16 protein-coding genes are annotated in these 20988 nt (G+C 41.2%); 7 read left to right on the forward strand and 9 right to left on the reverse strand.

Features of this window, described 5'->3' with window-relative positions:
* Positions 1-40: 40 nt before the first annotated feature.
* The 6 genes from fbpC to ACU696_RS09285 all read right to left on the reverse strand — a co-directional run bounded on the left by fbpC (position 41) and on the right by ACU696_RS09285 (position 8026).
* Entirely contained in the window at positions 41-1090 is a 1050-nt protein-coding gene (gene fbpC / locus ACU696_RS09260) for a ferric ABC transporter ATP-binding protein (RefSeq protein ID WP_123382552.1), read from the reverse strand.
* A 16-nt stretch (positions 1091-1106) separates the two neighbouring features.
* Positions 1107-3185: an ABC transporter permease gene (locus tag ACU696_RS09265; RefSeq protein ID WP_209102005.1), complete on the reverse strand. Its 2079-nt coding sequence runs from the start codon at positions 3183-3185 to the stop codon at positions 1107-1109.
* A gap of 202 nt (positions 3186-3387) precedes the next feature.
* Complete coding sequence (locus ACU696_RS09270; RefSeq protein ID WP_004912741.1) at positions 3388-4419, reverse strand: ABC transporter substrate-binding protein; 1032 nt, start codon at positions 4417-4419, stop codon at positions 3388-3390.
* A 14-nt stretch (positions 4420-4433) separates the two neighbouring features.
* Positions 4434-5786 (reverse strand): MFS transporter family glucose-6-phosphate receptor UhpC, encoded by a 1353-nt coding sequence (gene uhpC / locus ACU696_RS09275; RefSeq protein WP_226537939.1) that lies wholly within the window; start codon positions 5784-5786, stop codon positions 4434-4436.
* Between the two features lie 79 nt (positions 5787-5865).
* Positions 5866-7392, reverse strand: coding sequence for an MASE1 domain-containing sensor histidine kinase (locus ACU696_RS09280; protein WP_447343064.1), 1527 nt, complete (start codon positions 7390-7392; stop codon positions 5866-5868).
* Positions 7393-7399: 7 nt separating this feature from the next.
* Complete coding sequence (locus ACU696_RS09285) at positions 7400-8026, reverse strand: response regulator transcription factor (RefSeq protein WP_109911466.1); 627 nt, start codon at positions 8024-8026, stop codon at positions 7400-7402.
* 1117 nt (positions 8027-9143) lie between these two features.
* On the opposite strand from ACU696_RS09285, the gene ACU696_RS09290 reads away from it, so the two are divergent.
* From ACU696_RS09290 to glnB, 5 genes are all read left to right on the forward strand, one after another.
* Complete coding sequence (locus ACU696_RS09290) at positions 9144-10583, forward strand: sensor histidine kinase (RefSeq protein WP_004912732.1); 1440 nt, start codon at positions 9144-9146, stop codon at positions 10581-10583.
* On the forward strand, positions 10583-11413 hold the full coding sequence (gene qseG / locus ACU696_RS09295; protein ID WP_109911468.1) for a two-component system QseEF-associated lipoprotein QseG: 831 nt from the start codon (positions 10583-10585) through the stop codon (positions 11411-11413). Before ACU696_RS09290 ends, qseG begins: the two co-directional genes overlap by 1 nt.
* Positions 11410-12750, forward strand: coding sequence for a two-component system response regulator GlrR (glrR, locus tag ACU696_RS09300; RefSeq protein WP_004912726.1), 1341 nt, complete (start codon positions 11410-11412; stop codon positions 12748-12750). The genes qseG and glrR overlap by 4 nt, the downstream gene beginning before the upstream one ends.
* Before the next feature lie 88 nt (positions 12751-12838).
* Complete coding sequence (locus ACU696_RS09305; protein WP_117162431.1) at positions 12839-14461, forward strand: NAD+ synthase; 1623 nt, start codon at positions 12839-12841, stop codon at positions 14459-14461.
* A gap of 12 nt (positions 14462-14473) precedes the next feature.
* The gene (gene glnB, locus ACU696_RS09310; RefSeq protein ID WP_004912721.1) at positions 14474-14812 is read left to right on the forward strand and encodes a nitrogen regulatory protein P-II; all 339 of its coding nucleotides are present in this window, start codon (positions 14474-14476) and stop codon (positions 14810-14812) included.
* Positions 14813-15000: 188 nt separating this feature from the next.
* On the opposite strand, the gene hmpA is transcribed toward glnB, so the two are convergent.
* Positions 15001-16200, reverse strand: a complete 1200-nt coding sequence (gene hmpA, locus ACU696_RS09315; RefSeq protein WP_004912719.1) for an NO-inducible flavohemoprotein — start codon at positions 16198-16200, stop codon at positions 15001-15003.
* A gap of 462 nt (positions 16201-16662) precedes the next feature.
* On the opposite strand from hmpA, the gene glyA reads away from it, so the two are divergent.
* Positions 16663-17916, forward strand: coding sequence for a serine hydroxymethyltransferase (gene glyA, locus ACU696_RS09320; RefSeq protein WP_004912718.1), 1254 nt, complete (start codon positions 16663-16665; stop codon positions 17914-17916).
* 81 nt (positions 17917-17997) lie between these two features.
* Positions 17998-19149 (forward strand): 3-phenylpropionate MFS transporter, encoded by a 1152-nt coding sequence (locus ACU696_RS09325; protein ID WP_196723845.1) that lies wholly within the window; start codon positions 17998-18000, stop codon positions 19147-19149.
* 39 nt (positions 19150-19188) lie between these two features.
* Here the strand turns inward: ACU696_RS09325 and ACU696_RS09330 are convergent, their stop codons facing one another.
* Together ACU696_RS09330 and ACU696_RS09335 are read right to left on the reverse strand one after the other, a co-directional pair.
* On the reverse strand, positions 19189-19893 hold the full coding sequence (locus ACU696_RS09330; RefSeq protein ID WP_117162430.1) for a fimbrial biogenesis chaperone: 705 nt from the start codon (positions 19891-19893) through the stop codon (positions 19189-19191).
* A gap of 13 nt (positions 19894-19906) precedes the next feature.
* The gene (locus tag ACU696_RS09335; protein ID WP_336298655.1) at positions 19907-20986 is read right to left on the reverse strand and encodes a fimbrial protein; all 1080 of its coding nucleotides are present in this window, start codon (positions 20984-20986) and stop codon (positions 19907-19909) included.
* Positions 20987-20988 lie beyond the last annotated feature (2 nt).

Genomic DNA, 20988 nt, shown 5'->3' on the forward strand with positions numbered 1-20988 from the left:
CGTCACCATGAAGTGACGGTTTAAGTGATTGAATTAGAAATTATTCTTTTTCGGTTAAGATAAACATGCCGTATGGGTGGATCTGCAAATAAAGTTTTTCCCCAATAGTGGGTTGCAACTGCGTCGCATTAATTTGCAGTAACATAGATTGACCGTGCCAATCAACAGTGACCTCGTATTGAGGTCCCATATAAGCAACGTGAGTAACTGTGCAGCATTGGCTATCTTCGCCTTGCAAACTCAGTGTGATGGCTTCAGGACGAACCCCCACAGTCACCGCAGTTTTATCTGTAACAAACTGCTCTGGACGCGGTAAACGATAATTGAAAATATCCACCGAGTCAGCGCTAAGAGTTGCAGGGAAAATATTTGCATCCCCCATAAAGCTCGCCATAAATTTTGACGCTGGCTGGCGGTATAGCTCTTGCGGTGAACCTAACTGCATGATTTTCCCTTTATTCATCACTAGAACCATATCCGAAACCGCAAAAGCCTCGCTTTGGTCATGGGTGACATATAAAGAGGTGATATTGAACTGTTGCTGTAACTCACGAATTTTTTCACGCATGCTACGACGCAAATTTGCATCCAAGTTACTTAATGGCTCATCAAATAATAGCACTTTAGGCTTGAGTATCAATGCACGAGCTAAGGCTACACGCTGCTGCTGACCTCCAGAAATTTGGTCAACAAAACGGTCAGAAAAACCGGCCAAATCCACTAACTCTAATGCTTCTTCAACTCGTTTTTTAATTTCCGCTTTGGGTAATCCTAACATTTTTAAGCCATAACCGACATTATCCCCTAACGACATATGTGGGAATAGGGCGTAGGATTGGAAAACCATACAAATATCACGCTGTTGAATTGAACGGTCTGTCACATCTTCGCCATCAATAAACATGCGGCCTTCAGTGGGTTTTTCTAACCCCGCCACTAGGCGTAATACGGTAGTTTTACCGCAACCGGATGGGCCGAGTAGGGTCACCATGCTACCTTGCGGAATAGAAAGACTTAAATCATCGATGACGGTATTGTTGCCAAAGCGTTTAGTCACATTTTTTAGTTCAACAAAATTATGTTGTGTCATGTCAGTTACTCCGTGATTACTCTGCATTTTTGGCTTTGGAACGTGAAACACGGGCTTCGCCAATCAAATAGTCAAATAAGAAAATAATTGCCAACATTACGACAATCAGGATTGAGCCATAGGCAATAGCAACGCCATATTCACCGTCTTCTACACGGTTCAAAATATAGGCTGTAGCGACGCGAGTATCAGGAGTAACCAAGAATACAATCGCACTGACCGTGGTGATCGCACGGACAAAGCTATAGATCAGCGCTGATAAAATGGCTGGGCGCAACAATGGCAGTAAGATAAAGAAGATGGTACGCATTGAACCCGCCCGTAAGCTGAGAGAGGCTTCATCCAACGATTTATCAATTTGCCCTAAGCCTGCAATACCTGCACGGATCCCGACAGGAACGTTACGCATGGTCATTGATATAATGACGATAGCGGCAGTTCCCGTTAAATAAAATGGGGAATCGTTAAAGGCTAAGATGTATGACACGCCCGCAACTGTTCCCGGTACGGCAAAGCACAGCATCGTGGTAAATTCGATGGTCTTTTTACCGCGGAACTCTTGGCGAACCACAATATAGGCAATTAATAAACCGAGGATCGCGGTGATGGGGGCGGCAATACCGGCGTACAGAAGGGTATCCAACAATGATGGCCACGCACCATCGCTCATTCCTTGACCGAATAATTTTATAAAGTTATCGAAAGTTAAGGTGTAATCAACACCCCAGTTAACGGTAAAGCTACCGTAGAAAATACTGCCGTATAACAATACGTTAAATGCAACCCAAATCGCTAAGAAAGTGGTCACAGTGGCAATTAATGACGTTGGTAAAGGCTGAACATCACCACGGTAAGATTTTCCTGATACGGTGACATAGGAGCGTTTACCTATCCACATATACTGTACGCAGAACACTAATAGTGAGAACACTAATAATGACGCACCTAAGGTACTGGCAGCTTGATAATCTAATTGGGAGCCGGTGATATAGAAGTAAATTTGCGTCGCGAGTACGTCGAAGTTACCGCCTAGAACCAATGGGTTACTAAAGTCAGCCAGCGATTGTACGATAACGATTAAAAATGCGTTTGCCAAAGCAGGTTTCAATAATGGCATAAATACATTAAAGAAAGTTTGGTAACGGTTGGCACGTAAAGTATAAGACGCTTCTTCTAAAGATGGGTGAATGGTTTTAATTGCACCGTCTAAAATCATGAATGACATAGGGGTAAATGCGAGGACTTGAGCCAACCAAATACCGGTGAAGCCATATAACCAGTTGGTATTTTCAAGGCCCATATAGGCGGCAAGAAACTCAGTAATATAGCCTGAGCGCCCCATCATCAACGTGACCCCTAGACCGACAACGAAGGGGGGTGTGACGATAGGTAAAATAGAAAACACGCGACCAATAATAGCGGAGCGTTTGGCGATGCGTGAAGTATAAATGGCTAAAATCAAACCAAAGAAAGTACAACCAGCACCTACGGCCAATGATAAAAATACTGAGTTAATAATAACTTGGACAATATGCGATTGCGTCAAAATTGCCACAAAGGCGAATGGTGCAAAGTCCCCATTTCCATCAGTAAACATCGGAATGAAAATAGCGACACTTGGGAACACAATGAATAGGGCTATTAAGGCCACAACGGTGATCAGCGAGCCAATAACGAATTGGTCTCCACCGAGCCACTCAAGTCGAGTTAACGCCAGTGTCATCACCATACCCAAGGCGATAAATAGTACAATAGTTGAGTAACCTAACCCTTTTCCTTCAAAATAGGAGGTTAAGATCACCACGGCTGCGGTGACAACCGCCACGCCAATATCGAAATAATGGCGGGTTTTATGGTAACGATCCGCTGGTGTTAACGGGCGAATAAATAAAATAGAAGGCAATAAATACCAGAGCCAGCTAATGTTTAGGTTGCTCCAACCGTAAGCCGCTATGATTTCGTCTTGTGTTGAGTCAAGTACGCCATAGTCTAAGTTCCAAGAAGGCAGCAACGCGAAACCTAGCCAAGCAATCAGCAGCCAAAAAAATATGCTATCTTTTTTGGTTGAGGTCGATAAGGTTAGGGTTTGAGACATAGTTCCCCCTAAGCTCGTCATATATTGCGCTGTCACAGTGTTGGCTTCACTCCATTACCCCAGTCACATACTTTTGTATGCGTTTAGGGATAACGTCATGCGGCGCTGGCGACAACTCAAATTATTCAGAGCTTAATTAAATTTAATTTTTATTTTAGTTTAGTAAGAGCTCAGTGCGGTGGATGGCCACCGCACGAGATAGCTATTTGCTCATTTTGACTTCTGTTACCCATTTATTGATAAGGTTCTTACGGACATCAGCATCACCGTATTTGTCCATATCGTAATTAATTAGGTTTAACTCATTGAGTTTTAAAGAAATAGGAGATGACTCAGCTGTCGTATTGGTTAAGATTTGGTAAGATTTTCCTTCTTTCCAACTTAACTCTTGGGCTTCTTTCGATAAGACGAAATCAACAAACAGTTTCGCGTTATCCATATTGCGTGCATTTTTCAGGATACTGATCCCGCCAATTTCATAGCCAGTACCTTCGCATGGTGCGATAAGCTCTAATGGCGCGCCATTTTCCACTTCTAATGAATAATCATGTAAAAAGCCAATACCAATGGCGGACTCACCGCGAGCGGCGTTACGTGCTGGGGCAATACCTGACTTAGTATATTGAGAGATATTTGAGTTTAATTTTTTCAGGTAATCAAAGGCTTGCTCATTACCCCATAATTGGTCGAAAGTGGCTAATGCGGTATAAGCAGTTCCTGAACTTTGTGGGTCTGCAATTTGAATTTCGCCTTTATATTCAGGTTTGGTTAAATCTTTCCAGCAAGTTGGGATAGGTAACCCTTTCTCTTTTAGGCGGTCTTTGTTAACGCCAAACCCTAAAATACCGATGTAAACTGCGGAAGAGTAATTACCTTTACGTTTTGCAGGGTCTTGGAATTGTGGCATGATTTCAGCCAGATTTGGCGATTTGTATGGTTCAAGTAAATCCATTTCCCCTGCTTGTGAATGTGGGTCTAATGTACCGCCGTACCACACGTCAGCTTGTGGGTTTCGTTTTTCAGCTTCGATTTTGGCTAACGTACTGCCAGAACCATTACGTACAAAGGTGGTTTTGACATCATATTTCTTAGCAAAAGCTTGTGTTTCAGTTTCACACATGGCGTTAGTGGCGCTACAGTAAACAACTAAACGGCCCGCAGCATTTGCAGTGGTAGTAATAGCTGCAAGGGATAAGCCTGCAGCAACAAGCGTAGAGAGAGTTTTCAGTTTCATTGTCAGTCCTTTATTCAGGTTTTATTATCAGAGGGTGAAACAGTGCCCGCCAAATGCTCTCGTTTGCTGACATTGGCAATCAATAGAGGCATTAGCAGTAATCCCATCAAAGCCGCGGCACTGGCAAGTAAGGAAAACATGCCTGACCAACCATAATGTGCAATGACTTGAGAGAGTGGCCACCCGGCAATCGCCGCCCCTAAATAGGCGTACAAACCGAGATAACCTGTTACCGCTCCAGCTGCTTTTTTATGACAATATTCTGTTGCAGCTAGACCGATTAACATTTGTGGTCCAAAAACAAAAAATCCAATCGCAAAGAAGCATGCAGCCAATAAAGCATAGTGATGAATTGGCGTTAACCATAAGGCACTTACTGAGACACAAAGACCCAATGAAAACAGCAGGATCATAGGCGCTCGTTGGCCACGAAACAGAATATCAGAGCCCCAACCAGAGCAGAGTGCCCCTAATAATCCGCCCAGCTCAAATAACGATAATGTTGCATTCGCACTGAGTAAATTGGTGCCATGTTTCTCTGTTAACCATAGATTTCCCCAATCATTTATCGCCATGCGAATGAGATAAACCAAAATATAGGAGAAGCCCAGTAACCAAATCATACGGTTAAAAATGATGGCATCTTTTAATATCACTAGCATTGGCATTGGCGGCGATAAGCGTTCTTGGCGTAACTCCAAAACATCGTGTCGCCACTGCCCAACGCTTGGAAGCTGCTCTTCTTGCGGTGTGCCACGTAATTGACGACACAACCACAGCCCAATAATGACACCAATAACACCAGGGACAATTAAGGCCATTTGCCAACTGTATTGGGTCGCCAATAATGCGGTAAGCAAGGGCAGTAACATTCCCCCAAGGTTGATGGAGATATTCCATAATCCCCACCAAAACCCGCGTTCATTGCGTGAATACCAGTGCGTTAGAATGCGTGCACAAGGCGGCCAACCCCAACCTTGGAAAAAGCCATTTAATGTCCAAACAATTAATAACGCTGGAAATGATAAGCAATAGGCAAAAATGATGTTGAGTAACCCCGTCATCACTAAGCCAACCCCCATAAACCAACGGTATCCTGTAATATCGTGGAAAATCCCTGAAAGAAACTTGGAGATTCCGTAAGTCAAATAAAACGACGTCGCTATCCAACCTATGTCACTTTTATCGAGAAACAGTTCGTTTTGCATAACAGGCATCACGAAGTTAAAACTCTTTCGTGTGAGGTAAAAAGTGGCATAACCAATAATCATTGATAGCATTAAGCGGCGACGCCAAAAACGATACGTGTTATCCAGACTCAACGTGTCTTTACCTGTCATAGGGCGGTTTCTCTTGTTAAGGAAAATGTAATCAAGTTTTTAACAAAAAGGATGAGAGAAGGTATTAGAGGGCTAGGAATTATTCCTAGTTTTGCGATGTTTTATCTTAAAATGTGGGCAAGTTAACACTTATTTGTGTTCCGTTTTGGGTTGTTAATGTCCAATCACCACCTAAGGCTCGAACTCGCTCCTCAATACCGCGCAACCCAAAGCCACTAGTGCGTTTGCTAAATGGAATGCCGACGCCATTATCATTAACAACAAGCTGGATCGAGTCACCTATTTGCTTAAGAGATATGTGGATTTGTGTGGCTTTTGCATGTTTACTGATATTGTTAAGTAACTCTTGGACGAGGCGATAAAGCGTAAACAACACTGTTTCATTGATCGGTGTTGTTTGTAAGCCATAATGAAAGTGGCATTGAATATTATTCTGTGGAAAAGAAAATTCAGCAATTAAGTGTGTTAGTGCATTTTCAAGCGACATTTCATCTAACACAGGAGGGCGCAACTGGCGCAATAATTGCCGCGTAGATTGATGAATTTGTTGCGCTAATTCATTTATTTGACTTGCTGCTTGGTGGCTGATGTCATCTGTTGCTGTTTTTTTCACTAACATCGACTGAATTTGAATCGCGGTGATATTTTGCCCAATTTCATCATGCAGCTCACGGGCAATCGCTTTTTTGATATCTTCTTCGGTATGCACGAGCTGCAACATTAAGTCGCGCCGTGTTTTTAGTTCTTCTTCTAAGCGTTGGCGATAACGTTGTAGGTTACTCGCCAGCTGTTTTTGTCGGCTAATTGCTATCCCAAGGCCAATACCAATTAAGGCTTGAGTGCTGAGAAACATTTCTAATTCTTCTAAATCAGCAAATGCACCGTGAAATTGCCGGGCAAAAGTAATGATTAAACTACCTAATAATGCAGAAAGTACGCCACCTTGCCAGCCATAACGATAAGCCATAAAAACGTTAGGAATAAACACCAGTAAGACAATTAACCGTTCAATTTCGGGAGCAAAAAATACTTGGGCGCTGAGCCCAACGACACAAAATAGAAAACACCAAACAATTAAAGAGGTTCGTAATTGCTTATCTGGCGTCCCATAATCAAGGAGCATTTGGTAGTGCTGTTCGTGTAGATATTCATAAATAAGGTAAACAAAAGGAGAAAGCAGTATCCCTCCGGTGAATGTTGTTAGGAATAATTGGCTAATGGAATAAGATGATAACCCACTGAATAATAAAGCATGTAATACACTATTTGCCGCAACGCCTGCGAGTAATAATAATAACCGCTGCCAATATAACGTATAACGCCACCAGATATTTTGAATAACAAAAGCAACACCGAGACTTAATAACGGTGATAACAGTAAAATAGGTTGGAAGAGAAGTTGCTCTGATGATAACCAAAAATTTAATATCCCTTCGCTAAGTAGCAGTGTTGGCCAGTAGCGTCGCCAAAGGATAAGCATCAATGCTAGGCGTAAGCCTTGCGGCAGAAATAAAGTTGCCTGAAAACTGTTTTGACTTAAATAAAAGCCGATGATCCACAACCCAATCCATAACAGCGAATAAGTAAAAAATAAGAAGATGGATTGCAGCATTAACCGTAAGCTTTTATTCATGCCTAAATTACCGTGAAATTAGATTATGTTCTAGCGCGTAGTGAACAAGGTCGATGGTATTTTCGCATTGCAATTTGCCTAATATATTTGCGCGGTGAACGTGCACGGTTTTATGGCTTAATTCAAGTTGCTCTGCGATCACTTTTACACTCAAGCCAGCAACTAATAAATCAAATACTTCCCGTTCCCGAGGTGTCAATTCATGTAGGCTTTGCTGTTGTTGAGGTGAGTGGCGTAGTGCTCGCATAGCATCGGAACATAAGTAGCAGCCGCCTTGGTGGACAGAGCGAACAGCTTGCACTAACTCTTCAGGGCCACAACGTTTAGTTAAATACGCGCTGGCTCCCGCATCTAAAGCACTTTGCACAAAGGCTGGGGTATCATAAATGCTCAATATAATGGTGCGAAAATCAGGCTTTTTTTGACGTAAACGTGATAAAAGCTGTAAACCGTTTTCATCTGGCATCGATATATCCATGATAGCGACATCGATATCCAAATTAAGCAAATTAGGCCAAGCTTCTTGGGCATTCGCATATTGCCCAACAACAGAAATATCGGGTTCCAGTGTTAAAAGTTGAGCGAAACCAGAACGCACAACCACGTGGTCATCAACTAAAGCGATTTTTATCATATTTTTTATCAATTTGATGAGTAGGATATTGGGAAATCTTATATCAATATCGAGAAAGATTAGCTACCAGCAGAATGTAAAATTCTGCTGTTCATCCATAATGACGAGCAATTTTTTTATTGGGGTAAAATTTTCACGCAAACTTATTCATATTGAATAATAAATGACCAAAAAACAAGGTGTATAAAAATAGCGACAGACGCCACTTTGGGGTGTCGCCAAAAGGAGACATTTATCTTATTGATAAATATAGATTTATAAATTTGATGTTTAGGGTGTCTTAAATTAGCGACAATATTGAGAAAGAGATAAACCGTTTCAGTGTATCCAGAATCACTGAATAGACGGTAAAAAATAAATTTTCTTATTTTTTAATGTGTTAAAAAATAAATTGAAAAGTTGGCACGGCATGTGCATAATAATATTCAGTTGCTCATTCAACTTCTTATGTAGGTCCAAAATTAGTTGGGTACATACCACATAAACCAAGAATGACGCCAAAGTAAGGTGCCTACCGTCCAACAGCACAGATATTCGCCTTCGGGCCTTATCAAACACAGGGCGACACGTGGAGTGAGGCACCACCTATATAATTATCTTTAATGTAAAGGCATAATTATATAAAAGCAGTAACCATCAGAATCAGAGTAGTTGTTATCGCTGGCGGGGTAAAGGTAAGTCCTTTATCCCGCCTTCCTATTTTATGCCCACCATAATGCCCGTCATACTTTGTACCACAGCGTTGTTGGCTGCTCTCGTCTACCCGAATCACATACTTATAGAGATATCTTCACTTGGCGCCTAGCTGCAATCCGAATTATTTAGGGCATAGCTGAGTGTTTTATTTTTAAAGCAAAAACTAAAGAAAAGACGAAAGAATTCATTTAATAAGACCTATCGATTCTTTTATGCTTTCGTTTATGCGAAAAAGGAACATCCGGAGCGATGAACATACCTATCTGAAAATTATCATTTTTTACCAATTAAATTGGCACGTTCATTGCTTTTAGTTGTTACACTTAGTCTGATTTTAACGCTATGGGACACATAATTTGGATTGTGCTTTTCGCATGACAAAGAGTTCTGCTACCATTGCAATACGTTGAATGGGTATGAGATGAATGTATTGAGTAAATGGCGTTTTTTCCCGCGCTCCTTGCGCCAACTCGTTGTGATGGCATTTTGGCTTGTACTACTTCCTTTATTAGTACTCGCTTACCAGGCATATCAAAGTCTGGAGCAACTTAGTAACCAAGCTGCCAATATCAATAAAACCACGTTGCTTGACGCACGGCGTAGTGAAGTGATGAGTAGTCTCGCCTTAGAAATGGAACGGAGCTATCGTCAATATTGTGTGTTACAAGATCCCACCTTGCAAACGCAATATCAGAAACAGTTTGCAGATTATCAGCAAATGTTCGAGCGTCAGAAAACAATCTTACCCACTTCGTCAGACACCTCCGCATTGACTAACACTTTGGATGCACTTAAAACGGTCGCTTGTGAAAACAATGAGCCGACAGAAAAAATTACACGAGCTTTAGAACAGTTTTCTGCCGAAAATGCCTCATTAGTGCAAGAAACTCGTGATGTGATTTTTAGCCGTGGAGAACAGTTACAAAAAGCAATTGCGAATAAAGGTCAATTATTTGGCTGGCAGAGCTTAATTTTATTCTTATTAAGCGCTTTACTAGTTGCATTATTCACAAGGATGATTATTGGCCCAGTTAAAGCTATCGAACGAATGATTAACCGTCTTGGAACTGGACGCACGATAGCCAATAATATTGAGCGCTTTAAAGGCCCTAGGGAATTACGGACAATTGCGCAGCGTATTATTTGGTTAAGTGAGCGATTAGCATGGCTTGAATCACAGCGTCATGAATTTCTTCGCCATATTTCACATGAATTAAAAACACCTCTTGCGAGTATGCGTGAAGGAACGGAGTTACTTGCTGATGAGGTAGCTGGACCATTAACGGTGTCTCAAAAAGAAGTTGTAGAAATTTTGGATCACAGTAGTAAGCATCTTCAGCAACTTATTGAGCAATTACTTGACTATAATCGTAAGCTTGTAGATGACCCACCAGAAGCACAGATTGTTGATTTACAAAAGCTCATTGAAGATATCGTCAAAGCACATAACTTACCCGCACGGGCTAAAAACATCAAAACAGAAGTGCGTTTAAAAGTGGATAGCTGTTTAGCTGAACCCTCACTTCTTGGGCGAGTTATTGATAATATCTATTCCAATGCGGTGCACTATGGCGGCGAATCAGGTAATATTTGGATCTCTAGTCGACAAACAGGCAATAAATTGCTAATTGAAGTTGCGAATACGGGTACGCCAATTCCTGAATCTGAGCAAAGCATGATTTTTGAACCTTTTTATCAAGGCTCATTACAAAGAAAAGGTGCTGTTAAAGGAAGTGGGCTAGGGCTAAGTATTGCGCAAGATTGTATTAAACAAATGGGGGGTGAGCTTTCTCTTGTTCCCACTAAATCAGCAGATGTCTGTTTTAGAATTGAACTGCCTCTAACCGCAGAGAATGAATAATGGTAAATCGGTCTACAGGTGTTTGGGCGGTACTTTACCGTAACGCATCGTTAAGTAAAAATAATCGAAGAGTACCTTATGTGATGAGACGTACAGGGCTCAATTTTGGGGCGGTCTTATTTTCCCTAATCTTAAGTGGATGTGTCGCTAAAAATGGCCAGTCACCGCTCGAAACTCTAGCGCAAGTCGTTGTGCCTGAGGTAAAAGTTACGGACTATCGGTATACATCATGTGAAACGATCTGGAACAATGACCAACCTACTGCACGGGAAAACGCGCTATTTTGGTTGCGAATGATGGATTGTGCCGATCGTACTGAAACCAGTCAAGCACGTGAGGAAGCAGGTAAAATCGAGGTAACAAACTGGTCGAGTGCATTTCAACAGAACATTTTGTTGAATTCTGCAGATCCGTCTATTGCTGAACGTCGCAAAATGCTGGATAGCATTAATACGTATAGTTTGAATTTTCCAACAGCAGTACGGCCATTATTGCAATTATGGCGTGAGCAACAGGTGCAAATTATCAACTTGTCAGATGCGGGGGCTCGTTATAAGCGCCTACAACAAGAAATGGATACAAAGCTCGACCGCTTGAAAGAAGATAATGCTAAATTGGCTTTCGAACTGAATACGACCTCCCGTAAGCTTGAAAACTTAACGGATATTGAACGTCAGCTTTCTTCTCGTAAGAAAAGCACGAACGAAACCGAAAAAGAGGTAGAAAATGGGGTTGAAGGAGATAAACCTATTTCCTCTGAAGAGCCAAAGCCTGATAGCAGCGCATCTTCTCCAGTAGAGCAAAATTCATCGGAGAATGAACAAAAATGACGAATCGTAAGTCAGCAAATTTGTTACTAGTTGACGATGACCCAAGTCTTCTGAAACTGTTAGGTATGCGTTTGAGTAGTGAAGGCTTTAAAGTCACTACCGCAGAGAGCGGCCCTGAAGCGCTAAAAATCTTACAAAAAGAAAAATTAGATTTAGTGATCAGTGATTTACGTATGGATGAAATGGATGGCATGGCGCTTTTCGATGAGATACAAAAAGCCCATCCAAACATGCCTGTCATTATATTAACAGCTCATGGCTCGATTCCTGATGCCGTCGCGGCAACACAACGAGGCGTATTTAGTTTTTTAACTAAGCCAGTCGACAAAGACGCATTATATAAAGCGATTGATGAAGCACTCGCGCTCTCTTCAACACCCATAAGTGATGAAGAGTGGAGCTCTGGTATTGTCACACGTAGCCCCTTAATGATACGCCTGTTAGAACAAGCGCATATGGTGGCACAATCTGATGTTAGCGTATTGATTAACGGGCAAAGTGGTACAGGTAAAGAGGTTTTAGCGCAGGCGATTCATAAAGCTAGCCCTAGGGCGCGTAAGCCGTTTATTGCCATTAACTGTGGTGCACTACCTGAACAATTATTAGAGTCTGAACTATTTGGGCATGCAAAAGGCGCCTTTACTGGCGCAGTTAGTAATCGCGAAGGGTTATTCTTTGCAGCCAGTGGTGGGACGTTATTTTTAGATGAAATTGGTGATATGCCAATGCCATTGCAGGTTAAATTACTGCGGGTATTGCAAGAGCGCAAAGTTCGTCCTTTAGGTAGCAACCGTGATTTAGATATTGATGTACGTATTCTGTCTGCAACTCACCGTAACCTACCAAAAGCAATGGAAAAAAATGAGTTTCGTGAGGATCTTTACTATCGTTTAAATGTGGTCAACTTACGTATTCCTGCGTTAAATGAACGTTCAGAAGATATTCCATTATTAGCTAATCATCTATTGCGTGAAGCTGCATCACGTCATAAACCTTTCGTACGTAGTTTTTCCAGTGATGCAATGAAATGCTTAATAACAGCGAGCTGGCCGGGCAATGTCCGTCAATTAGTGAATGTGATTGAACAGTGTGTTGCATTAACGACGTCTCCTGTTATAAGCGAAGCACTGGTTAGCCAAGCACTTCAAGGTGAAAATACGGCGCTACCAACATTTGTTGAAGCTCGCAATCAGTTCGAATTGAATTATCTACGTAAGTTATTACAAATGACGAAAGGAAATGTTACCCAAGCTGCCCGAATGGCAGGACGAAACCGTACAGAATTTTATAAATTACTTGGCCGTCATGATTTAGAAGCTAATGATTTTAAAGAATAAATAAGTATTATTTACCACATGGTTGTTATCGATTACATTATGTGGAATAAGGCAATTCATATTCACGCTCCGGGAGAAAAAATACCTTATGAGCCGTAAGCTTAATATTTCACTAGCACAACTTAATTGGTTAGTCGGTGACATCGAAGGCAACTGCGATCGCATGCTGCAAGTTGTGAGTGAACAAGCACCAAACACAGATATTGTCATGTTTTCAGAGCTGTCTTTGACAGGGTATCCACCAGAAGATTTAATTTTCCGAGCTGATTTCGAGGACCGCTGTTTAGTACAACTCGACCGTTTGCAAAAAGCCAGCCAAGAAACGGCGATTATTGTTGGTCACCCATGGTATGAAGGGGATGATATCTATAATGCGCTGTCCTTTTTCTATCAAGGCAAATTGCACGCTCGCTATTTTAAACAAGAGTTGCCAAATTATGGTGTGTTTGATGAACCCCGTTATTTCACTGCAGATGAAAAATCCTGTGTTGTTGAATTTAAAGGTTATCAGCTCGGTTTATTAATTTGTGAAGATATTTGGTATGACGAGCCAGTAGATGCAGTCAAAGGGGCGGGTGCTGAAATATTATTAACCATCAATGCATCTCCTTATGATATTCATAAAGAACATATTCGAACCGACTTATTAGTCGAACATTGCAAACGCACTCATATGCCAATTGTGTATCTCAACCAAGTGGGTGGGCAAGATGAATTGGTGTTTGATGGTGGCTCAAAAGTCATTGCAAATAAAGGTAAACAAATCTTTAAATTGGCAGAATTTAAAGAGCAAGTTATCACAGTTCAATTTGATGAACTTGCATTGGTGAGCGAAGGTAGCGTATTTATTGAGAATGACCCAGTTGCTCAGGTATACCAAGCTTTAGTTATGTCAACTCGTGACTACATAAATAAAAATGGTTTTAATGGTGCAATTTTAGGGCTATCAGGCGGTATTGACTCAGGGCTAACGGTGGCTATTGCGGTTGATGCTATAGGGAAAGAGCATGTGCAAGCTGTCATGATGCCATTCCGCTATACTTCTGAAATGAGTATTCACGACGCTAAAGAGCAAGCTGATTTGCTTGGGGTTGAATTCGATATCGTATCCATCGAACCGATGTTTGATGCCTTTATGGCTCAGTTAACGCCGATGTTTGAAGGAACCGCGGTTGATACCACTGAGGAAAATTTACAAGCACGTTGCCGAGCGGTTATTTTAATGGCAATGTCAAATAAACGTCGTCGCTTAGTGTTGACTACCAGTAATAAAAGTGAATCTGCTGTTGGTTATTCAACATTATATGGCGATATGGCAGGTGGTTTTGATGTGTTAAAAGATGTGCCTAAAACCCTTGTTTTTGAGTTAGCTAAATATCGTAATACATTATCTCCAGCAATTCCTCAACGTGTGATTGATAGGCCACCGTCAGCAGAACTTGCTCCAGGGCAATTAGATCAAGACAGCTTGCCGCCTTATGATGTGTTAGATACATTATTGGAAGGCTACGTGGAAAAAGACTTGTCAGTTAATGATTTAATCAAACTTGGTTTTGATAAAGACGTGGTACGAAAAGTTGTACGTCTTGTTGATATTAATGAATATAAACGCCGTCAGGCTCCTGTTGGGCCACGTATTACGATGCGTAATTTCGGTAAAGATCGCCGCTATCCGATCACCTCAGGTTTTGGCCGTAAAAACTGGTCATAACAGGAATTATTTATGAAAAAAATTGATGCAATTATAAAGCCATTCAAACTTGATGATGTTCGTGAAGCATTGGCTGAAGTGGGTATTACCGGAATGACGGTAACTGAAGTGAAAGGCTTTGGACGTCAAAAAGGGCATACTGAGCTTTACCGTGGTGCAGAGTATATGGTTGATTTTTTACCTAAGGTTAAAATTGAAATTGTTGTCCCTGATGACATTGTTGAAAACTGTGTCGAAACCATTATGCAAACGGCCCAAACGGGCAAAATTGGCGATGGGAAGATCTTTGTTTATGATGTAGCTCGAGTGATCCGTATTCGGACTGGTGAGCAAGATGAAGAAGCGATTTAATAAATTACGTTATGTGAAAAAGCGGTAACGGAAAATACACAGGAATGGGATTAGAATTGCGTATTTATTATGCGAGTCCGTTACCGCTAAATTTAGAAAAATGGCAAACACTTAACCATTTAAACCATTTTCTTCAGTTAATATGTTTCAGAGAATGCTCTTCTAAACAGAAGAGCATTTTTTATCCATTAATTGAGGGGTAATACTTTATGTGGTCCAAAACATTCATAGTGAATAGCATCGGCATCGACACCCATTGCAATTAGCTGTTTGCCTACGTGCTGCATAAAACCAACAGGGCCACAGAAATAGAATTGCATGTTCGGTTGCTCAATCCATTCACGTACCAATTCTAAATTCATTAAACCTTCATATTGGTAATCAAACCCGAGACGATCTTCCTCTCTTGGTTGATTAAACCAAATCGCAGATTGGCTGGTTTGTTGTTTTGCTAATAGTTGTTGAATTTCGTGCCTAAAGGCATGAACAGCACCATTTTCAGCGGCATGGAACCAATTAACTTGAGCATTGTGACCTTGTTCTGTTAGATGATTTAACATACTCAGCATTGGGGTTAAACCAACGCCTGCAGAGATCAAGGTAACAGGTGTCTGGCCATCAACATCAATGAAGAAATCACCACAGGGTGGGGCGAGTAGTACATGGTCACCTTCATTTAATTGTTGATGTAAGAAATTAGAAACTGAGCCTTGTTCTTCACGTTTTACTGCAATACGGTAGCTACGGCCATTAGGCGCAGTCGTCAGTGAGTATTGGCGGATTTCTTGGTTTTCAAATCCCTGGTTGTTGACATAAATAGTGATATATTGGCCTGGGCGGTAATCCGCGACAGGTTTCCCATCGACAGGTACGAATTCAAAACTGGTGATCACATCACTTTGGGGCTGTTTTTGTTTCAATTTAAATTCACGTAAACCTTCCCAGCCCCCAATTTTATCTGCATTCTCTTGGTAAATTACTGCTTCACGACCAATAAAGATATCAGCTAAGACCCCGTAAGCTCTTCCCCAAGCATCAAGTACTTCTTGGCCTGGGCTAAGTAGTTCATCGATAGCCGCCAGTAAATTTTCCCCAACAATAGGGTAATGCTCAGGTTTGATATTTAAACTAACGTGTTTTTGGGCAATTTTTTCAACCGCTGAAATCAGTGCTTCAGGGGTTTCAATATTTACCGCATAAGCACAAATAGCGTTGAATAGAGCTTCACGTTGGTCGCCATTCATTTGGTGAGTCATGTTAAAAATATCTTTTAGTTCAGGGTGTTGTTTAAACATCCGATCATAAAAATGTGCGGTTAGTTTTGGCCCTGTTTCAGCAATGGCAGGAATGGTGGATTTAACAATGGCGATGGTTTGGCTATCTAGCATACAGGTGCTCCTGAATTATTTTCATGTTCTCATCGTAGTGATCGTAAGGCGTCAGTTTTTAGTTTTGTACAAACATATCCTTTTGCATCATTGGGATAAGTATATTTCATCCCAATAAATCACTCTTTTTTGAGAGACATAAAGTTTATTTATAAACATGTATTTTAAATACAACTTATAATATTTAAGGTTTTATGTAAAGACTCAAACTGGGAAAATATGTCGGAATTAAGCACACAATGAGAAGGGGCTAGCAAATCTGGATGTTTCTACGTTAAAAATTAAAATTTAAGCTATTTTATAGTGGAGCCTTCAGAAGCAAATGAAGTGAAAAAAATTAATGCAATCGTTTGCGTATATTTTTTCTTTAGGGCTATCTCAAGAGAGAAAAAGAGTTTACACTGTGTGTCATTGCGATGAATCGATTTTCAACCTATTGAATTGCTGAGGCAGGAGAAGCGAATGTTAAAGCGTGAAATGAATATTGCTGACTACGATCCAAAATTATGGGAAGCAATGGAGCAAGAAGTACAACGTCAAGAAGAACACATTGAATTAATTGCTTCTGAAAACTATACCAGTCCACGAGTCATGCAGGCTCAAGGTTCTCAGCTAACCAATAAATATGCAGAAGGCTACCCAGGCAAACGCTACTATGGCGGTTGTGAGTATGTTGATGTGGTAGAACAATTAGCGATTGACCGTGCGAAAGAACTATTTGGTGCTGACTATGCGAACGTGCAACCACACTCAGGTTCACAAGCTAACGCTGCTGTTTACATGGCGTTATTACAGCCAGGTGATACTGTTCTGGGGATGAATCTGGCACATGGTGGTCACTTAACTCACGGCTCACCAGTTAACTTCTCAGGTAAACTGTACAACATCGTGCCTTATGGCATCGATGAAAGCGGTAAAATTGACTACGATGATATCAAAGCGCAAGCTGAAAAACATAAACCAAAAATGATTATCGGTGGTTTTTCTGCGTATTCAGGTGTGGTTGATTGGGCAAAAATGCGTGAAATCGCAGATGGCATTGGTGCTTATTTGTTCGTGGATATGGCTCACGTAGCAGGTTTGATTGCTGCTGGTGTTTATCCAAACCCAGTGCCTCACGCACATGTTGTGACGACAACAACACATAAAACTTTAGCAGGCCCACGTGGTGGATTAATTTTAGCTAAAGGTGGTGACGAAGAGTTATACAAAAAAATCAACTCAGCCGTATTCCCAGGTTCTCAAGGTGGCCCTTTAATGCATGTGATTGCAGGTAAAGCGGTTGCATTGAAAGAAGCGATGGAACCAGAATTCAAAGTTTACCAACAACAAGTGGCTAAAAATGCCAAAGCAATGGTCGACGTTTTCCAAAAACGTGGCTATAAAGTCGTATCTGGTGGAACGGAAAACCATTTGTTCTTAGTGGATTTAGTAGACAAAGATATCACAGGTAAAGATGCAGATGCTGCACTGGGCCGTGCGAATATCACAGTTAACAAAAACAGTGTACCTAACGATCCTAAGAGCCCATTCGTAACGTCTGGTGTACGTATCGGTTCTCCTGCAATTACACGCCGCGGCTTTAAAGAAGCAGAAGCGAGTGAGCTAGCGGGCTGGATGTGTGATATCCTAGACAACCTCAATGACGAAGCGACCATTGAGAGCGTAAAACAAAAAGTATTAGCAATTTGCAAGAAATACCCAGTTTACGCATAATTTAAACGACAATTCGTGATTAAAACCCGCTTCTACATGCATGTATGAGCGGGTTTTTTGCATTGAAAAAACGGAGGGATGATGGTCATTCCATCAACGCGTTGGCTAGCCATTGATTATTTTACCTACTTTTTTGCCTACAGTATTTTCTTACCATTTTGGTCAGTTTGGCTACAAGGTGAGGGAATTGATGCAGAAATGATTGGTGTTTTGTTAGGGGTAGGGTTAGCAGCCCGTTTCCTTGGCGCGATGTTCATTACTCCTTTAGTTAAAGAGCCCTCGAAACTGATTACGGCACTACGTTTACTTGCAGGGCTTTCACTCATTTTCTCTGTTGGTTTTGCTTTGGGTTCTCATTGGGCATGGCTGCTATTTGTAATGATAGGCTTTAACTTATTTTTTGCGCCAATGGTTCCGTTAGGAGATTCACTGGCAGGAACATGGCAAAAACAATTTACCTTTGACTATGGCAAAATTCGCGTCTGGGGGTCGATAGCTTTTATTATTGGCTCCTCATTGATGGGGTATTTAGCAGGTGTTTGGGGTAATAAAGCCATCATGGTAGCGTTGATAGTAAGCTGTTTAGCATTATTACTAGGCGCAATGATGAAACCGGCAATTATGCCAATGGGAGCGGCGAAAATTGAAGGTGGCAATAAAGTCACTTTTAAACAGTTGATTGCTGATAAAAACGTCGTTAGGTTTTTAATTTGTGTGACCTTATTACAAGGGGCCCATGCAGCTTATTATGGTTTTGCTTCCCTATTTTGGAAAGAGGCGGGTTATTCAGATTTAGTGATCGGTAATTTATGGTCGCTGGGGGTGGTTGCTGAAGTCATTGTATTTATGTTAAGTCACCGTTTGTTCCGGCGTTGGAGTGCGCGTAATTTACTGCTGTTATCCGCATTTTGTGGAATTATCCGCTGGGGGCTGATGGGGGCGTTTACTGCATTACCTGTGTTAATTGTAGTGCAAATTCTTCACAGTGGGACTTTTACGATTTGTCATCTAGCGGCAATGCGCTTTATCAGCGCAAGAAAAGAAAATGAAATTATCCCATTACAAGGTGTTTACTCTGCCCTCGCAACCGGTGGTGGGTTAGCCGTCCTGACTATTATTGTGGGGTATATTTATGAGCGAGTGCCTGCTCATCATGGTATAGTTTTCTATTTAATGGCGCTTCTTGCTATTCCTGCCGTGTTTATCCGCCCTAAAGTTGTAGCTCAATCCTAGTATTTATCAACCAAGCTATAAAAGGGGCTAAACCTATTTTTATAGCTTGGTTTGGTACTGAATTTGTTTCCCTGTATCGTCAATATAAATCATTGTTATATTTTCTCCGTGATTAATGACGGCGGTTGAAGGGAAGATTTGTGATGAAAATGGCGCAACCATCGAACTTTTTGTAATAGAACGGCTTTCATTATTAGCTAGATAGATATTGGCAATACTTAAAAAATAAGGGGTTGGGTTGTTGACGATAATGCCATCTTTAGCTAAATGGAATTTAATGTTATTGATTAAATCATCTGGTTTATTTATAAGCGCAATTGGTCGATAAAAAACTTTAATCCGTGTTTGAATGGCGAACTGCAGCATATTTGCACTATTTATTTGTTTTGGCTTTGGCGCAATGTCTAATACATTTAAATAAAATACAGACTCTTTATTCGTAGGGAGTTTGTCGCCAATAAAGCGTATTTGTAATTGAGCTCCGTCATTTGCCGCGATTTTAGTAACGGGGGGGGTCACAATAAATGGCGCGTTCGTCGTTTCTGGTGTTGAATCGAGGTTACCTTCATCCACCCAACTTTGAGTCAATGTGGCTTGTTCACTGTAATTAGTCAGTTGAATCCCGACGGCCTTTTTATCGCTAGGAAAAATAATTCGTGTTCCTTGTAAAACAAGGCTCGCACATGCTTGGACGCTAAAAAATAGTAACGTAGCAAACCCTGTGATTTTAATTATTCCGTCCATAATATTTTCCTTTCTAATTGTATGACATCACCACGGTTGCAGTACTTGAGACTTGTCCTTGAGTGACACTACTTGGGTTGTATGCATGGTAATAAGCACCTAAGTTTACTGAAAAAGAAGGGGAAATCAGATTTCCTTTAAGGACAGTAAAAATATTTGTCGCGCCATTTTTAGCTGCTACGCTATCCGAAAGTACTAACGGTGTATTGAGATTGCTTGCGCTAACTAATCGGAAACCAACGCCTTTAGCACCTTGGCTAATGGTATTATTCAAGGTTGTTTTATCATTTGAGAGTAAATTACTACTGGATAAAAAAATAGATACATCACGAGAAGCATTACCGCCTGCTAAAAAGTCTTGGCAGGTAAAGTTAAGCGTGAATGGCGTGTAGCCTGCTCTGGTTACAGTTTTCACCGCATTGATACTTACTGGGGGTAGCGCAACGACTAAACCTTGGTTAACAAAATTACAGGTGGTGAGAATGGGATTATAAGTTAAGGTCATTGGTTGTAAGTAGATGTCATCGGCACTGGTTGGCCATTGTAGCGTTAACAGAAAAGTGACTAATTTGACTACAATATCTAATAACCACTGTAGAATTCCCAAGCTGGATGCATCAGAGGCGAGTACAATAGGGGTAACTGTGGCGGTACTTCCTGATACTTCGACATAGTTGGTTCCGGGTTTGGCTGTGAGCAAATTAAATTGAACGGTAAAATTTGTATCGAGCTCACTACCTTGATGTATACCTTCCGTAAGGCCGACAACTCTATCTTTTTCTAATGCAGTGACTGTAATTGAGACAAACTGCTTTCCACCATTAAAACCAATAGTGGCTGTTCTGCCTTGGAAGGGGGATGCAATACCGATAGAGTTAGGAAAAAGCAATCCTCTTGCAGTACAGGTAAAAGTTCCAGGGTAGATGGTTCTGCTATTTTTACTAACTTGAGTCGATGTACTGGTAAGTTCTGTCGATAAATCAAAAGCAAGAGCGGGAGCCGTCACTGTAGATGTTTGTCTACAATGTGCTGAGGAATACTGGCTATAAGCCAATATACTGGAAAGCATCAGTGCTAAAGTGATTTTTTTCATCA

The organism is Providencia sp. PROV_01, assembly GCF_053098325.1.

What these genes read in the sequence shown, in the direction of transcription:
- fbpC (WP_123382552.1), bottom strand. Translation starts at nt 1,090, where the DNA reads ATGACACAACATAATTTTGTTGAACTAAAAAATGTGACTAAACGCTTT.
- ACU696_RS09265 (WP_209102005.1), bottom strand. Translation starts at nt 3,185, where the DNA reads ATGTCTCAAACCCTAACCTTATCGACCTCAACCAAAAAAGATAGCATA.
- ACU696_RS09270 (WP_004912741.1), bottom strand. Translation starts at nt 4,419, where the DNA reads ATGAAACTGAAAACTCTCTCTACGCTTGTTGCTGCAGGCTTATCCCTT.
- ACU696_RS09280 (WP_447343064.1), bottom strand. Translation starts at nt 7,392, where the DNA reads ATGAATAAAAGCTTACGGTTAATGCTGCAATCCATCTTCTTATTTTTT.
- ACU696_RS09285 (WP_109911466.1), bottom strand. Translation starts at nt 8,026, where the DNA reads ATGATAAAAATCGCTTTAGTTGATGACCACGTGGTTGTGCGTTCTGGT.
- ACU696_RS09290 (WP_004912732.1), top strand. Translation starts at nt 9,144, where the DNA reads ATGAATGTATTGAGTAAATGGCGTTTTTTCCCGCGCTCCTTGCGCCAA.
- qseG (WP_109911468.1), top strand. Translation starts at nt 10,583, where the DNA reads ATGGTAAATCGGTCTACAGGTGTTTGGGCGGTACTTTACCGTAACGCA.
- glrR (WP_004912726.1), top strand. Translation starts at nt 11,410, where the DNA reads ATGACGAATCGTAAGTCAGCAAATTTGTTACTAGTTGACGATGACCCA.
- ACU696_RS09305 (WP_117162431.1), top strand. Translation starts at nt 12,839, where the DNA reads ATGAGCCGTAAGCTTAATATTTCACTAGCACAACTTAATTGGTTAGTC.
- glnB (WP_004912721.1), top strand. Translation starts at nt 14,474, where the DNA reads ATGAAAAAAATTGATGCAATTATAAAGCCATTCAAACTTGATGATGTT.
- hmpA (WP_004912719.1), bottom strand. Translation starts at nt 16,200, where the DNA reads ATGCTAGATAGCCAAACCATCGCCATTGTTAAATCCACCATTCCTGCC.
- glyA (WP_004912718.1), top strand. Translation starts at nt 16,663, where the DNA reads ATGTTAAAGCGTGAAATGAATATTGCTGACTACGATCCAAAATTATGG.
- ACU696_RS09325 (WP_196723845.1), top strand. Translation starts at nt 17,998, where the DNA reads ATGGTCATTCCATCAACGCGTTGGCTAGCCATTGATTATTTTACCTAC.
- ACU696_RS09330 (WP_117162430.1), bottom strand. Translation starts at nt 19,893, where the DNA reads ATGGACGGAATAATTAAAATCACAGGGTTTGCTACGTTACTATTTTTT.
- ACU696_RS09335 (WP_336298655.1), bottom strand. Translation starts at nt 20,986, where the DNA reads ATGAAAAAAATCACTTTAGCACTGATGCTTTCCAGTATATTGGCTTAT.